Source organism: Povalibacter sp., from assembly GCF_036520495.1.
Taxonomy (GTDB): Bacteria; Pseudomonadota; Gammaproteobacteria; order Steroidobacterales; family Steroidobacteraceae; genus Steroidobacter.
In genome coordinates this window covers 1-15,197 of sequence record NZ_DATDJO010000061.1, presented here as the reverse complement: position 1 = coordinate 15,197, position 15,197 = coordinate 1, and the positions used below count along the sequence as shown (strand labels likewise).

Sequence of the window (15,197 nt, the reverse complement as noted above, 5' to 3'; positions counted from 1 at the left end):
AACGGGGCTCGGACAGCGAGCCACGTCATCCCTTTCCGAGCTTCTTGCACTCCTTGTGCCTGAAGCAGCTCGTCAGGTGATCGTTCACCATTCCCGTTGCCTGCATGTGCGCGTAGATGATGGTGCTGCCGACGAACTTGAAACCGCGCTTCTTGAGATCCTTGCTCAGCGCGTCGGACTCGGGACTGGTCGCCGGGACCTTGCCATGCGGGGGGATGTCGTTCTGAATCGGCCTGCCGCCGACGAAGCTCCACAGATGCTGCGAAAATGAACCGACCTTCTCGCTGAACTCGAGAAAGGCCCTGGCATTGCCGATGGTCGATTCGATCTTCAGCCGGTTGCGCACGATGCCGGCATCCTTCATCAGTCGGGTGACATCGCGCTTGCCAAAACGCGCGATCTTTTCGGGATCGAAGCCGGCGAATGCGGCGCGATACCCATCGCGCTTGTTGAGGATGGTCGACCAGGACAATCCTGCCTGCGCGCCTTCCAGGATGAGGAATTCGAACTGGGTCTGCTCGTCCCACGCCGGCACTCCCCACTCGGTATCGTGGTAGCTGACGTAGAGATCATTGCCGTTGGCGACCCACTGACAGCGGGTCTTGTTCTTGGCTGCAGACATGTTTGAGGCATCCCGCGGTAGGTTGTAGGCTTCGACGGGGATATCTTCTCCGCCCCGAACCCCGACTCTCAAGCCCCGAGCCTGCCATGACCGACCGAGAAACCGGCGAATTTCCACGCACCCGTCTGCGCCGCATGCGCTTCGACGATTTCTCGCGCCGACTGATGCGCGAAACGACGCTGGGCCCGGACAACCTGATCTATCCGATGTTCGTGATCGAGGGCCGCAACCAGCGCGAAGCCGTCGCGAGCATGCCGGGAGTCGAGCGCGTCAGCATCGATGAGCTGGTGCGTGAAGCCGAAGAGCTGGTGAAGCTCGGCATTCCGGCACTGGCGCTGTTTCCGGTCACGCCGGGCGAGGCCAAGAGTCTCGACGCCGTGGAAGCGTGGAATCCGGACGGCCTCGCGCAACGCGCCATTCGTGCGGTCAAGCAGGCCGTACCCGAACTCGGCGTGATCACCGACGTCGCGCTCGATCCGTTCACGACACACGGCCAGGACGGCATCATCGATGCCAGCGGCTATGTCCTGAACGACATCACCGTTGCAGCGCTGGTCAAGCAGGCGCTGTCACATGCCGCGGCGGGCGCCGACGTCGTCGCACCCAGCGACATGATGGATGGCCGCATTGGCGCGATCCGCGAAGCGCTCGAACTGGAAGGCCACAGCAACACGCGCATCCTCGCGTACTCGGCGAAATATGCTTCGAATTTCTACGGCCCGTTCCGCGACGCCGTCGGCTCGGCGGGCAATCTGGGCAAGGGCAACAAGTACACCTACCAGATGGATCCGGCGAACTCCGACGAAGCATTGCGCGAGGTCGCACTCGATCTGCAGGAAGGCGCCGACATGATCATGGTCAAGCCGGGCCTGCCGTACCTCGACATCGTGAGGCGAGTGAAGGACACCTTCGGCGCGCCGACTTTCGTGTATCAGGTGAGCGGCGAGTACGCGATGCTGATGGCGGCGATCCGCAACGGCTGGCTCGACGAGCGCGGCGCCATCATGGAATCGTTGCTGTCGATTCGTCGCGCGGGCGCCGACGGCATCCTGACATATTTCGCAAAACAGGCTGCGCGGTGGAGCCGCACGGGCTGAAGCCCGGGTTCGTGAAGTTCGATTTGCTTCACGGACACCTGCAACGTTCTCTGGCATACAGGCGCGCATGAATTCTTCGACTCCGGATCGCTACGCCGTCATCGGCTTTCCGATCTCACACAGCTGGTCGCCGTTCATCCACGGCCTCTTCGCCAAGCAGACGAATCAGTCGCTCACCTATTCCCGTCTCGAGGTCGCTCCCGAGAATCTCGAACGGGATGTCGATGAGTTCTTCACCTCCGGCGGCAAGGGGCTGAATGTCACCGTGCCGCACAAGCAGGCGGTCGCCCTGCTGATGCGATTTCGCACGCCGCGGGCTGAAATCGCCGGGGCGGTGAACACGATCGCCGCTCAGGAAGAAGGCCTGCTCGGCGACAATACCGACGGTGCGGGCCTGATCACCGATCTCACGAAGAATCTCTCGCTCGATATCGCGAACATACGCATCCTGCTGCTCGGCGCGGGCGGTGCTGCACGTGGCGTGCTCGGGCCATTGCTTGGCGCCGCCCCCGAGAGGATCGAGATCGCGAATCGCGACGGCAACCGCGCGACCCAACTCGCGCACGAATTTCGTCTGCTGGGAGAAATCAAAGCCTGTGGCTTCGATGCCATCAGCACGACCGGCACCTTCGACCTGATCCTGAACGCCACCTCGGCGAGCCTGCAGGACACCATCCCACCGATTCCACCGTCAGTGATCGGTCCCACGACCCTGTGCTACGACATGGCCTACGGCAAAGGCGACACGGCGTTCACGCGCTGGGCGAAAAGCGCCGGCGCCGGGCGTGCAGAAACCGGCTGGGGGATGCTGGTCGAGCAAGCGGCCGAAGCATTCCATCTGTGGCGCGGCGTGAAACCGGATACCAGGGCCGTGCTGGAAGCGGTGAAGAAGCAGTAGGGGAAGTTGATAGGGGATAGTTGAAAGTTGATAGCTCGGAAGGGCTCCACACTCCTCTTCGCTATCAACTATCCCCTATCAACTACCAACTGCTTCCAGGTATTCGTCCTTCACCTTCACGTAGTACGCCGCTGAGTATTTCAGGAATTCGATCTCGCTCTGTTTGAGATCGCGCACCCGCTTCGCGGGGCTGCCGACGTACAACCCGCCGCTCTCCAGTTTCTTGCCCGGCGGCACCAGGCTGCCGGCGCCAACCATCACGAAATCTTCTGTGATCACATCGTCCAGCAGGATCGCGCCTATGCCTATCAGACAGGTATTGCCGATCGTGCAGGCATGCAGCGTGACCCGATGACCGACAGTGACGTCCGAGCCGACGAACAACGCCCGGCCGCCGGGCCGATACGGACCGTCATGGGAGACATGCAGCACCGAACCATCCTGAATACTGGTACGCGCACCGATGGTGATCGAATTGACGTCACCGCGAATCACCGCCGTCGGCCAGACGGACGAATCGTCGCCGATCGTGACTTTTCCGATCACGACGGCGGCCGGATCGATGTAGACGCGGGCACCCAGGGTGGGCATGACGGAACGGTAGGCAGAGATGGTCATGACGTGAATTGACAACTGACAATTGACAATTGATATAGCGGGCCCAACATCGATTCTCGATCAGCTTTCATTGTCCATTATCAATTGTCCATTGTTGATTATCAGAACATGACCAACCCGCTGCTCCAAAGCCACGAACTTCCCCCGTTCAGCGCCATCCGCCCGGAGCATATCGAGCCGGCCATTCGTCAGGTGCTGGACGAGAACCGCGCAAAACTTCAGGCGCTGCTCGGCGCAAAGGCGAATACCTGGCAGACACTCGTGGTGCCGCTGGAAGAAATGCAGCATCGCCTGTCGCGCACCTGGTCTCCGGTGGGTCACATGAACGGCGTCGTAAACAGCGACGAACTGCGCGCCGCCTACAATGCCTGCCTGCCGCTGCTGACTGCATGGCACACGGATCTGGCGCAGAACGCCGCGCTGTATCAGGCGTATGAGTTCATCCAGAAAAACGAAGGCGCACGCCTGAGTCCTGCGCAACGCAAGCTGCTGGAGAACGCGCTGCGGGACTTCCGTCTCGCTGGCGTCGCCCTGCCCGAGGATCGCAAGCGCGAGTTCAAGGCGTTGATGGAGAAGCTGACCACCCTGCAGTCGAAGTTCGATGAGAACGTGCTGGACGCGACCAACGCATGGTCGCGGCACGTGACCGATGAGGCTGAAATCGAAGGACTCCCCGCTCCCGTCGTGCAGCGCGCCCGCGCAGCCGCGCAGGCTGCCGGCAAGGATGGCTGGCTGTTCACGCTGGACGCGCCGAACTACGCCGCGGTGCTGATGCACGCGGATAACGAAAATCTGCGCCGGGAGTTCTATCACGGCTGGGTGACACGCGGATCTGATCAGGGCCTGTCGCCCGAGCGTTGGGACAACAGCGCGCTGATGGCACAGATTCTCGCGACGCGACGCGAGCTGGCGAATCTCGTCGGCTTCGACAATTACGCTGAGTACTCCCTGGCCACCAAGATGGCCTCCTCGACGACCGAGGTGCGCGAGTTTCTGCAGCAGCTGGCCATCAAGAGCAAGCCCGTAGCAGCGCAGGAATTTGCCGAGCTGAGCAAGTTCGCCGGTCGCGCGCTGAATGCCTGGGATGTCGGTTTCCATGCCGAGCGGCAGAAGCAGCAGAAATTCTCTCTATCGGAAGAAGCTCTGCGGCCCTACTTCCCGGTGCCGCGAGTGCTCGCCGGCATGTTCACGGTTGCCGAACGGCTCTACGGCGTACGCATCGTCGAGCGCACCGGCGTCGACTTCTATCACGCGGATGCGCGCTTCTACGACATCTTCGATACCGACGGTTCACGTCGTGGCAGTTTCTTCGTCGACCTGTACGCGCGGCCGAAAAAGCGCGGCGGCGCATGGATGGACGAATGCGTCGGCCGTAAACACCTCGATGCGGCCAGCACCACGCTGCCGGTCGCGTATCTCGTCTGCAATTTCACACCGCCGGCCGGCAAGCAGCCATCGCTGCTCACCCATTCCGAAGTCGTCACGATGTTCCACGAGTTCGGCCACGGCCTGCATCACATGCTGACGCGCGTCGATTACCCGAGCATCGCCGGCATCAATGGCGTCGCCTGGGACGCCGTCGAGCTGCCGAGTCAGTTCATGGAAAATTTTGCGTGGCGTCCCGAAGTGTTGCCGCTGATCTCGGCGCACGTGGAGACTGGCGAGCCGCTGCCGCAGGAAGAACTGCAGCGACTGCTCGGCTCGCGCACCTACCAGGCCGGCATGGCAAGCGTGCGTCAGCTGGAATTCGCACTGTTCGATCTGCGCATTCACAGCGAGGTCGCGGGCGAAGGCGTCGATCGCATCATGCAGATCCTCAGCGAGGTGCGCGACAGCGTCGCCGTCATCAAGCCACCCGCCTTCAACCGCTTTGCTCACGGCTTCCAGCACATTTTCTCGGGTGGCTACGCGGCCGGCTACTACAGCTACAAATGGGCCGAAGTGCTCGCAGCCGACGCATTCAGCGCCTTCGAAGAACAAGGCATTTTCAACGAGACGGTGTCGCGCCGTTTCCTGTCTTCCATCCTCGAACAGGGCGGCAGCCGCGATGCCATGGAGGCGTTCGTCGATTTCCGCGGCCGCAAGCCGCAGATCGAGCCGCTGCTGAAGCAGCTGGGTCTCGCGGCCTAGCCCGCGAGACCAGTGGATAGTTGATAGTGAACAGTGGATAGCGGGCAATCCTGCTTCAGCTATCCACTTTCAACTCTCCACTATCAGCTTCCTCATCCCAGATCGAACAGGATCACTTCGCCCGCAGGCGAGCCGCTGATCTCGATGGTCGCTTCATCCGTGATTGCCGCGCCGTCACCGGCCCGCAGCGTCTGGCCGTTCACTACCACCGAGCCGGTCGCGACGTGAATCCACGCATGGCGACCTGCTGCGAGCGTGTGCGAAACCGTCTGCTCTGACGACTCGAGCAAGGTCACGTACATCTTCGCGTCCTGCTCGATGTGGATGAGGTCCTCACGCTTCTCGTTCGACGCGACCAGCACCAGCTTGCCGACCTTCGTTTCGCGCGGAAAGTTGAGCTGCTGATATCCCGGCTGCACGCCAGCACGATCCGGAATGATCCAGATCTGCAGAAAATGCACCGGATCGGTCTGCGAGTGATTGAACTCGCTGTGACGGATGCCGCTGCCGGCGCTCATCTTCTGCACGTCGCCCGGACGAATCACCGACCCCGTACCGATGCTGTCCGAATGCGCGAGCGCACCGTCGAGCACGTACGTGATGATTTCCATGTCGCGATGACCATGAGTGCCGAAGCCCGCACCCGCCGCGACGGTGTCGTCATTGATGACGCGCAGCGACCGAAACCCCATGTGCCTGGGATCGTGGTAATCCGAAAAACTGAACGTGTGATGGCTGTCGAGCCAGCCGATGCGGCTCGTGCCCCGGTCTTCCGCCTTGCGTACGGTGATCATGCAGACCTCCTTTGTTGGAGAAGGAGGATAGGGCCGGAACGAGGAAGAATTTAGAGGGGTGGGGGAATAAGAGTCATTGAGGAGGGCTAACTGGCCAACCGGCTAACTGGCCAACCGGCTAACTGGCTAGCCGGCTAACTGGCTAGCCGGCCGGAATCGAACCACCGCCGGATCGCCAAGCTGGCAGCGGCCAGCCAGAGAAAGAGGAAAGCAGAACGTCCGCCCTGCCTTCCTCTGGCCAGCAGACCAGTCAGCCAGTCAGCCAGTTAGCCAGTTAGCCAGTCAGCCAGTCAGCCAGTTAGCCAGTTAGCCAGTTAGCCAGTTAGCCAGTTAGCCAGTTAGCCAGTTAGCCAGTTAGCCGTAATCCTGCGATCGCAGGATTACTTGGAGATCAGCACCTTCTTCACCCAGCCGCCGCCATTCGCGGTTTCGACCTTGATGAAGCCGCCTTCCTCTTCGCCCATCACGATCATTTCATCGCCCTTGCTGAGCGTCGCCACGGCCTTGCCGGACTCCGACGGGGTTGAATAGACCTTCAGGTTGCCGAGCTTCGGCACCACGGTGTCGCCTTCGTTGAACACGGCGCCGCTCCTGGTCTTCTTGCCGGCCTCTTCAGCGAGCGTGCCGACATCGCGGTGCAGGCTGGGCTGGCCGCGCACGGAGCGCACGATGTTGTTGTAGTTGTCGACGAGGCTGGCTGCGAGGATCTTGCCCTCGTTGGTATTGGCGTAGCCGCCGGCGCCACCGGCCGCACTGCCGCCCCAGAGGAATCCACCGAGTCGCAGGTCCGCTTTCTTGGCGCTGCCTTCGGCTGCAGCTACCTGCACGCCGCTGCGCGCATCCGCCACCAGCATGCTGGTCTGCGCCTCCTTGAATTTGACGCCGCCGGCAATCGCGCCCAGCGCACGCCCACCGGAACCGCCGATCAATCCGCCGAGCGCGCCGCCCATGCCGCCGGCATTGTTCTCCTGAAAGACGACAGCGGGTGTCAGCACGAAGTCGGCGCTGACCATCTGGCCGCCGCCCATGTTCGAGCCCTGGCGCAGTTCACCGGATTCGGCCAGCGCGCGCTCCTGCATCATGTTCTGCATGCCGATGCCGCGTTCGACCACGATGAAGCAGTTCGACTGCTGGACCATCATGCGAATGATGCCGGTCGGTGACTGCAAGCCATAGCGCGACAGCGACTGCGACACGTAATCCTGCGGCTCGACGACGGCCAGGGCACCCATCGGCTTGTCGCATTTCTCGTTGCCGTTGTCGCCCTGCGATCCACCGGGACCGGCAGAACCCTGGACTTCGGAGCCACCCGATCCCTTCTTCACGGCCAGCGGTCCGTCCGCGGCGTGGACAGAGGACAGCGCCATCATCGACAACGCCGTGAGCACGGCAGCCGGAACACTCGCAGGCGGTGCGACCAAAGACTTCATGAGTTGTTCTCCCCGACAGGACGGTACGAAAATTCTCCAACAGTCCCATCCTTAGGACAGAGCAGCATCGAAGCCAGTCGATGCCTGCAGGCGCGGAATCCTGCCGCAACATCAAAGACTCTAAAGACTCTGGCAAAAGCCGCGCGCCGCCGCGATCTGAGCATGGCCCCTATGGAGGGTCAAGGGCGCAGCCCGCAGGATGCTTGGGCAACGCTGCGGCCGCAGCCATTGGACCAAGGTGCAGACGTCGATTGCCTCGATGACATGGGCACGCAATAGTGTCGGCCTCGTGGTTTACAGAGCATCTATGTCGCGCCTCCGTCCGTTGTTCCTCGTCATCGCGGCGCTGGCAGCCGCGGGCTGTTCGGACTCGGACTCGCCGGAGTCACAGGTTCGACGAACCATCGACGCCATGGAAATGGCCGCCAAGGCCCGCGACGTCGGCGATCTGATGGACTTCGTCGCTGCCGACTTTCGCGACGGCTACGGCCAAGGCAGTGACGAGCTGCGCCGCTACATGCAGGGTTACTTCATCGCCAATCAGTCCATCCATTTGCTGACCCGGATCGAGGGCATCGAATTTCCTCATCCGGATGAAGCACGTCTGCAGGTGACCGTCGGCATGGTGGGTCGGGAAGCCGATGCGGCGAACGCCTGGAGTCTCGCTGCGGACGTGTACGACTTCGACGTGACGATGCGAAAGCAGGGGGACGACTGGCGGGTGATCCATGCGAAGTGGCAGAGGCCGACTGGCTAGCTGGCTCACTGGTTCGCTGGCTAACTGGCCCACCGGCTGACTGGCTAACTGGCCAACCGGCTGACTGGCTCACTGGCAAATCGGCGAGAGGTCGAAAGTCACGCTCCTGCCGGTTAGCCGGTTGGCCGGCTGGCCCAGTCGGGTGCTCTCCACGCCATACTGCGCCGCATTGACGCAGATGTGTCCCTCTGTAATATGGCCCGTCTTCCTTCGGGTTGTATTCAACAAGCGCAGGCCGTCACCGTCCCTCGAGGATGCGTGCTCGGGTACGTGTCGCCTGAATCTCCCCAACTGAATCAGTTGCTTAGACTCCCCGGCTGTGGCCGGTGAAGGTCTTCCGAGCCTCGGCCCGAACTGGAAGCAGGTCACGATCCGGCCCGCGTTATGCATCCAGAACGGGGCTGCGGTTTGCGCAATGGGTTCGCTCCATGGCTCCCCGAAGTTTCGGGCTGTAGCGAACCGACACCGGCAGGAATGCTCGTCGCTGGCGGCCCCACGCTGGGCCGTACGACGGCTCCTGCCCCCAGAAGCCGCGAAAAAGCGCGGATTCTGTGCAGAATTTGGTCGATGTTACGGTTTCAAGCGGTAATCCAACATGAGCACACAGCACCACGAAGAGGCGGCGGGATCCTGCCGGACTGTCCGACCCGGAAAGCAGGGTCTGTACGACCCGGCCTATGAACACGACGCCTGCGGCGTCGGTTTCATCGTAGACATCAAGGGCCGCAAATCGCACAAGATCCTGCAAAGTGGTCTCGAGATCCTCACCAATCTGGATCATCGTGGTGCATGTGGCGCCGAGGTGAATACCGGCGACGGCGCAGGCGTCCTCCTGCAGATGCCGCACAAGTTCCTGAAGGAAGCCGCCAGGAAGGCGCGCATCGATCTGCCCGAGCCCGGTTTCTACGGCTGCGGCATCGTTTTCCTGCCGCGTAACGCGACGCTGCGTCGGCGCATCGAAGAGAAGTTCGAGCAGATCGTACAGTCCGAAGGCCAGCATATCCTCGGCTGGCGCACGGTCCCCACCAACAACTCGATGCTGGGCGAGACGGCGAAGTCCTGCGAACCGTTCATGCGCCAGGTCTTCGTGGCCCGCAACGCCGAGATCAATGACGAGCTGGCCTTCGAGCGCAAGCTCTATGTCATCCGCAAGCGGGCTTACAGCGAAATCCGTGCCTCGACGATGGAAGGCGCCGCCTCCTGGTACGTGGCGAGCCTGTCTCACAAGACGATCGTCTACAAAGGCATGCTGCTCACCGCGCAGCTGGGCCAGTACTTCGCGGATCTGAGCGATCCGTCGATGGAAACGGCGCTGGCGCTGGTGCACTCGCGCTTCAGCACCAACACGTTCCCGAGCTGGGACCGCGCCCACCCGTACCGTTTCATCGCCCATAACGGCGAGATCAACACCGTTCGCGGCAATGCGAACTGGATGAACGCGCGCGAGGCGCTGTTCGCGTCGTCCGCCTTTGGCGATGACATCAGCAAGATCCTGCCGATCATCAATCCGAACGGCTCCGACTCCGCGATGTTCGACAACACGCTCGAACTGCTGGTGCTCGCCGGCCGCTCGCTGCCGCACGCGATGATGATGATGATTCCCGAACCGTGGTCGAACCATCAGACCATGGACGACACCAAGCGCGCGTTCTACCAGTACCACTCCTCACTGATGGAACCGTGGGACGGCCCGGCATCGATCTGCTTCACCGACGGCAAGCAGATGGGCGCCCTGCTCGATCGCAACGGTCTGCGTCCCTCGCGCTACTACGTGACGAAGGACGACGTGGTCATCATGGCGTCCGAAGCCGGTGTGCTGGAAATCGATCCGGCCGACATCGTCCGCAAAGGCCGCCTGCAGCCCGGCAAGATGTTCCTGGTCGATACCGAACAGGGCCGCATCGTTCCGGACGAGGAAATCAAGAAGGCCATTGCGTCCGAGCGTCCGTACCGCGAGTGGCTCGACGATCACCAGATTCACCTGAACGATCTGCCGCAGGCGCCGGAAGTGCCGCAGCCCGATCACGACACGCTGCTGCAGCGTCAGATCGCGTTCGGCTACACCTTCGAAGACGAACGTCTGCTGCTGGCGCCGATGGCGCAGAGCGGCGTCGAAGCGGTGGGCTCGATGGGCAATGACACGCCGCTCGCGGTGCTGTCGAACAAGCCGCGCCTGCTGTACGACTACTTCAAGCAGTTGTTCGCGCAGGTCACCAATCCGCCGATCGACTGCATCCGCGAAGAGATCATCACGTCCGCCGAAACCCGTCTCGGTTCGGAAGGCAACCTGCTCAATCCGCAGCCGGCGGACTGCCGTCGTCTCGAACTGAAGTGGCCGATCCTCACCAACGAGGAGTTCGCCAAGATCCGCCGCATGGATCTGCCTGGCCTCAAGGTCGGCGTGCTGCCGAGCCTGTTCCGCGTCACCCGCGGCGAGAAGGGCCTGGTGAAGTCGATGGAAGAAATCCGCCTCATGGCGCGCCGCATGATCGAAGAGGAAGAGGTGAACGTCCTCATCCTCAGCGATCGCGGCGTGAATCGCGAGTTCGCGCCCATCCCGGCGCTGCTGGCGATGGCGGGCCTGCACCACTATCTGATCCGCGAAGGCCTGCGTACTCGCGTGAGCCTGGTGATCGAAACCGGTGAGGCGCGCGAGGTGCATCACTTCTCGCTGCTGATCGGCTATGGCGCCAGCGCCATCAACCCGTACGTCGCGTTCGAAACCATCGACGGCATGATCCGCGACGATCGCCTGGTCAACATCGATCACAAGAAGGCCTGCCAGAACCTCGTCAAGGCCGCGACCAAGGGCGTCATCAAGGTCATGGCGAAGATGGGCATCTCCGCGATCCAGAGTTATCGCGGCGCCCAGGTATTCGAAGCGGTCGGCCTGCGTCAGGACGTCATCGACGAATACTTCAGCTGGACGGCCTCGCGTATCGGCGGCATCGGTATGGATGTCATCGCGCAGGAAGTGCTGGTGCGCCACAAGGCTGCGTTCCCGGATCGCCGCGTCGACAACCACACGCTGCCGGTTGGCGGCCTGTACCAGTGGCGCTCGGACGGCGAACATCACCTGTTCAATCCCGAGTCCATTCACCGCCTGCAGAAGAGCGTCCGCACCGAGAACTTCGCCGTGTTCAAGGAATACACGAAGCTGGTGAACGACGCGTCGACCAACATCTGCACGCTGCGCGGCCTGCTGGAATTCAAGAACGGCGAGTCGATCCCGCTCGAGGACGTCGAGCCGATCGAAGCCATCATGAAGCGCTTCAAGACAGGCGCGATGTCCTACGGATCGATCAGCAAGGAAGCACACGAGACGCTCGCCATCGCGATGAACCGCATCGGCGGCAAGAGCAATACCGGCGAAGGCGGCGAGGATCCCGAGCGCTACCAGGCAATGGCGAACGGCGATTCGAAGAACTCGGCGATCAAGCAGGTCGCCTCGGGACGCTTCGGCGTCACGAGCGAGTACCTCGTCAGTGCGCGTGAAATCCAGATCAAGATGGCGCAGGGCGCGAAGCCCGGCGAAGGCGGCCAGCTGCCTGGCGGCAAGGTGTACCCACCGATCGCCAAGACACGTCACACGACCGCGGGCGTGGGCCTGATTTCGCCGCCGCCGCATCACGACATCTATTCGATCGAAGACCTGGCCGAGCTGATTCACGATCTCAAGAACGCGAATCGTCATGCGCGCATCAGCGTCAAGCTGGTTGCGGAAGTCGGTGTCGGCACAGTGGCCGCAGGCGTGGCGAAGGCACATGCCGACGTCGTGCTGGTCAGCGGTTACGACGGTGGCACGGGCGCTTCGCCGCAGACATCGATCATGCACGCCGGCCTGCCGTGGGAACTCGGCCTCGCCGAGACTCACCAGACGCTCGTGATGAACAATCTGCGTTCGCGCATCGCCGTGGAAACCGACGGCCAGCTCAAGACGGGCCGCGACGTGGTCGTCGCTGCGCTGCTCGGTGCGGAAGAGTTCGGCTTTGCGACCGCGCCGCTGGTGGCGACGGGCTGCATCATGATGCGCGTCTGTCATCTCAACACCTGCCCTGCCGGTGTTGCGACCCAGGATCCGCGCCTGCGCGAGAAGTACGCCGGCAAGCCGGAGCATGCCGTGAACTTCATGCGTTTCATCGCAATGGAGATGCGCGAACTCATGGCGCAGCTGGGCTTCCGCACGATCGAGGAAATGATCGGTCGCGTCGACAAGCTCGAAGCCCGCAAGGCCGTTGCCCACTGGAAGGCAAAGGGCCTGGACTTCAGCAACCTGCTGTACCAGCCCGATGCCGGCAACGAGATCGGCCGCTTCAAGCAGATCGAGCAGGATCATGGCATCGAAAAGTCGCTCGACATGACGAAGCTGCTCGATATCTGCAAACCCGCACTCGAGCGCGGCGAGAAGGTCAGCGCCAATCTGGCCATCCGCAACATCAACCGAGTGTTCGGCACCATCACCGGGAGCGAGGTCACTCGCAAGTACGGTGCGGCCGGCCTGCCCGAAGACACGATCCAGATCGGTCTCACGGGTTCAGCCGGTCAGAGCTTCGGTGCGTTCGTGCCACGCGGCATGACGCTCCGGCTCGAAGGCGACGCCAACGATTACGTCGGCAAGGGCCTGTCGGGCGGCAAGCTCATCGTCTATCCGTCGAAGCGAGCCACGTTCTCCACCTGGGAAAACATCATCGTCGGCAACGTCGCGCTCTACGGCGCCACCAGCGGCGAGGTGTATCTCGCGGGCATGGCCGGCGAACGCTTCTGCGTTCGTAACAGTGGCGTGCATGCGGTCGTCGAAGCCGTTGGCGATCACGGTTGCGAGTACATGACCGGCGGCCGTGTGATCGTGCTCGGCGCCGTCGGCCGCAACTTCGCCGCGGGCATGTCCGGTGGCGTGGCGTACATCTTCGATGAACGCGGCGACGCGCGCGTCAACATCAACGCGGACATGGTCGAGATCACGGGGCTGGAAGAACCCGAAGACATCGCTGCCGTGAAGGCCATGGTCGAACGTCACCTGCACTACACGAACAGCGCCCGCGCGAAGCAGGTGCTGGATTCGTGGGATCAGTCGGTGAAACAGTTCGTGCGCGTGATGCCGCGTGATTACAAGCGCATGCTCGCCTGTATCGCCCGCGCTCACGAGCAGGGGCTCACCGGCGACGACGCAATCATGGAAGCGTTCGAAGAGAACGCCCGCGATACGTCGCGTGTCGGCGGGAACTGAGAACTCCGGCAAAACAAAGGTGGAGCGAGCGGACGCTCGCTCCTATCTACAGCCTGGTGCCTAGCGCCTACAGCCTTACGAAGTAAACATGGGAAAGCCGACCGGATTCATCGAGTACCTGCGGGAGCTGCCCGTCGATCGCACGCCGCAGGATCGCGTTCGCGACTGGAAAGAATTCCATCACCACATGGAAGATAAACGCCTGCGCAATCAGGCGGCGCGCTGCATGGATTGCGGCGTTCCCTTCTGTCACACGGGCAAACTGATCAGCGGCATGGCCTCCGGCTGCCCGGTCAACAACGTCATTCCCGAATGGAACGATCTGGTCTACCGCGGTCTGTGGCGCGAAGCGCTCGACCGCCTGCACATGACCAACAACTTCCCGGAATTCACCGGCCGCGTATGCCCGGCGCCGTGCGAAGGCTCGTGCGTGCTCGGCATCAACAACCCTCCGGTCACGATCAAGACGATCGAGAACTCCATCGTCGACAAGGGCTGGGACGAGGGCTGGATTCTTCCGGAAGCGCCGAAGAATCGTACGGGCAAGAAGGTCGCCGTCATCGGTTCGGGCCCTGCGGGACTCGCAGCCGCCGCGCAATTGAATCGCGCCGGCCACACCGTCACGGTGCTGGAGCGCGCGGACCGCCCCGGCGGCCTGCTCATGTACGGCATTCCGAACATGAAGCTCGACAAGCGCGAAGTGGTTGAACGCCGCATCCAGCTGCTGGAGCAGGAAGGCGTGAAATTCATCTGCAATGCCAACGTGGGCGACAACGTCGAGGCGCAGTTGCTGCGCAAGGACTTCGACGCGATCGTTCTGTGCACGGGTGCAACGCAGCCGCGCGATCTGCCAGTGGAAGGCCGCTCGCTCAATGGCGTGCATTTCGCGATGGACTACCTCACTGCCAGCACCCAGGCGCTGCTGAACGGCGGCCCCGACCACACTCCGATTCATGCGAAGGGCAAGGACGTGATCGTGATCGGCGGCGGCGACACCGGCACCGATTGTGTCGGCACCGCCGTGCGTCATGGCTGCAAGACGGTGACCCAGATCGAAATCATGGACAAGCCGCCGCTGGATCGCGCCGACGACAACCCATGGCCGGAGTGGCCGAAGGTCTACAAGATGGACTACGGCCAGGAAGAAGCAGCCGCGAAGTTCGGCGCCGACCCTCGTACCTATCTCACGACGGTGAAGCGTTTCGGTGCCGATGCGCAAGGCCACGTCAGCGAAGTCGTGACGGTACAGATCGGCTGGCAGAAGAACGACAAGGGTCAGTTCGTGCCGGTCGAAGTGCCCGGATCGGAGAAGTCGCATCCGGCGCAGCTCGTCCTGCTCGCCATGGGCTTCCTCGGTCCCGAGCAGATGCTGCTCAAGGACCTCGCCCTCGAAGCCGATCCGCGCACGAACATCAAGGCCGAACACGGCAAGTTCATCACCAACATCAAGGGCGTCTTCGCCGCCGGCGACTGCCGCCGTGGCCAGAGCCTCGTGGTGTGGGCGATCAACGAAGGTCGCGGCGCGGCGCGTGAATGCGATCGGTACCTGATGGGAACGACCGAGTTGCCGTGAGGCAGTCGGCTGACGTTTTTCCTGCAATCTGAGTGGACCGGCAGGCGATCC

Annotated in this window: 10 protein-coding genes; 6 read left to right on the top strand and 4 right to left on the bottom strand. The window is 62.4% G+C overall.

Annotated features, from left to right (window positions below; all coding sequences use genetic code 11):
* Positions 1-25: 25 nt before the first annotated feature.
* Positions 26-622: a DNA-3-methyladenine glycosylase I gene (locus tag VIZ63_RS20595; RefSeq protein WP_331611658.1), complete on the bottom strand. Its 597-nt coding sequence runs from the start codon at positions 620-622 to the stop codon at positions 26-28.
* A gap of 86 nt (positions 623-708) precedes the next feature.
* Between VIZ63_RS20595 and hemB the strand changes: the two genes are divergently transcribed.
* Together hemB and aroE are read left to right on the top strand one after the other, a co-directional pair.
* Positions 709-1,719, top strand: coding sequence for a porphobilinogen synthase (hemB, locus tag VIZ63_RS20590; protein WP_331611657.1), 1,011 nt, complete (start codon positions 709-711; stop codon positions 1,717-1,719).
* 67 nt (positions 1,720-1,786) lie between these two features.
* Positions 1,787-2,617, top strand: a complete 831-nt coding sequence (gene aroE / locus VIZ63_RS20585; protein ID WP_331611656.1) for a shikimate dehydrogenase — start codon at positions 1,787-1,789, stop codon at positions 2,615-2,617.
* Between the two features lie 78 nt (positions 2,618-2,695).
* Here aroE and VIZ63_RS20580 read toward each other — a convergent pair whose 3' ends face one another.
* Positions 2,696-3,235, bottom strand: coding sequence for a gamma carbonic anhydrase family protein (locus VIZ63_RS20580; protein ID WP_331611655.1), 540 nt, complete (start codon positions 3,233-3,235; stop codon positions 2,696-2,698).
* Between the two features lie 108 nt (positions 3,236-3,343).
* On the opposite strand from VIZ63_RS20580, the gene VIZ63_RS20575 reads away from it, so the two are divergent.
* Entirely contained in the window at positions 3,344-5,365 is a 2,022-nt protein-coding gene (locus VIZ63_RS20575; protein WP_349261241.1) for a M3 family metallopeptidase, read from the top strand.
* Positions 5,366-5,457: 92 nt separating this feature from the next.
* On the opposite strand, the gene VIZ63_RS20570 is transcribed toward VIZ63_RS20575, so the two are convergent.
* A complete protein-coding gene (locus VIZ63_RS20570) occupies positions 5,458-6,159 on the bottom strand; it encodes a pirin family protein (RefSeq protein WP_331611653.1) in 702 nt (233 codons plus the stop codon).
* 380 nt (positions 6,160-6,539) lie between these two features.
* The gene (locus VIZ63_RS20565) at positions 6,540-7,589 is read right to left on the bottom strand and encodes an SH3 domain-containing protein (protein ID WP_331611652.1); all 1,050 of its coding nucleotides are present in this window, start codon (positions 7,587-7,589) and stop codon (positions 6,540-6,542) included.
* Between the two features lie 307 nt (positions 7,590-7,896).
* Between VIZ63_RS20565 and VIZ63_RS20560 the strand changes: the two genes are divergently transcribed.
* The 3 genes from VIZ63_RS20560 to VIZ63_RS20550 all read left to right on the top strand — a co-directional run bounded on the left by VIZ63_RS20560 (position 7,897) and on the right by VIZ63_RS20550 (position 15,146).
* Entirely contained in the window at positions 7,897-8,346 is a 450-nt protein-coding gene (locus VIZ63_RS20560; RefSeq protein WP_331611651.1) for a hypothetical protein, read from the top strand.
* 595 nt (positions 8,347-8,941) lie between these two features.
* Positions 8,942-13,573 carry a glutamate synthase large subunit gene (gene gltB, locus VIZ63_RS20555; protein WP_331611650.1) on the top strand — a complete coding sequence of 1,544 codons (4,632 nt, stop codon included), beginning with the start codon at positions 8,942-8,944 and terminating at the stop codon, positions 13,571-13,573.
* 88 nt (positions 13,574-13,661) lie between these two features.
* Positions 13,662-15,146 carry a glutamate synthase subunit beta gene (locus VIZ63_RS20550; RefSeq protein ID WP_331611649.1) on the top strand — a complete coding sequence of 495 codons (1,485 nt, stop codon included), beginning with the start codon at positions 13,662-13,664 and terminating at the stop codon, positions 15,144-15,146.
* The last annotated feature ends 51 nt before the right edge of the window (positions 15,147-15,197 follow it).

What these genes read in the sequence shown, in the direction of transcription:
- VIZ63_RS20595 (WP_331611658.1), bottom strand. Translation starts at nt 622, where the DNA reads ATGTCTGCAGCCAAGAACAAGACCCGCTGTCAGTGGGTCGCCAACGGC.
- hemB (WP_331611657.1), top strand. Translation starts at nt 709, where the DNA reads ATGACCGACCGAGAAACCGGCGAATTTCCACGCACCCGTCTGCGCCGC.
- aroE (WP_331611656.1), top strand. Translation starts at nt 1,787, where the DNA reads ATGAATTCTTCGACTCCGGATCGCTACGCCGTCATCGGCTTTCCGATC.
- VIZ63_RS20580 (WP_331611655.1), bottom strand. Translation starts at nt 3,235, where the DNA reads ATGACCATCTCTGCCTACCGTTCCGTCATGCCCACCCTGGGTGCCCGC.
- VIZ63_RS20575 (WP_349261241.1), top strand. Translation starts at nt 3,344, where the DNA reads ATGACCAACCCGCTGCTCCAAAGCCACGAACTTCCCCCGTTCAGCGCC.
- VIZ63_RS20570 (WP_331611653.1), bottom strand. Translation starts at nt 6,159, where the DNA reads ATGATCACCGTACGCAAGGCGGAAGACCGGGGCACGAGCCGCATCGGC.
- VIZ63_RS20565 (WP_331611652.1), bottom strand. Translation starts at nt 7,589, where the DNA reads ATGAAGTCTTTGGTCGCACCGCCTGCGAGTGTTCCGGCTGCCGTGCTC.
- VIZ63_RS20560 (WP_331611651.1), top strand. Translation starts at nt 7,897, where the DNA reads ATGTCGCGCCTCCGTCCGTTGTTCCTCGTCATCGCGGCGCTGGCAGCC.
- gltB (WP_331611650.1), top strand. Translation starts at nt 8,942, where the DNA reads ATGAGCACACAGCACCACGAAGAGGCGGCGGGATCCTGCCGGACTGTC.
- VIZ63_RS20550 (WP_331611649.1), top strand. Translation starts at nt 13,662, where the DNA reads ATGGGAAAGCCGACCGGATTCATCGAGTACCTGCGGGAGCTGCCCGTC.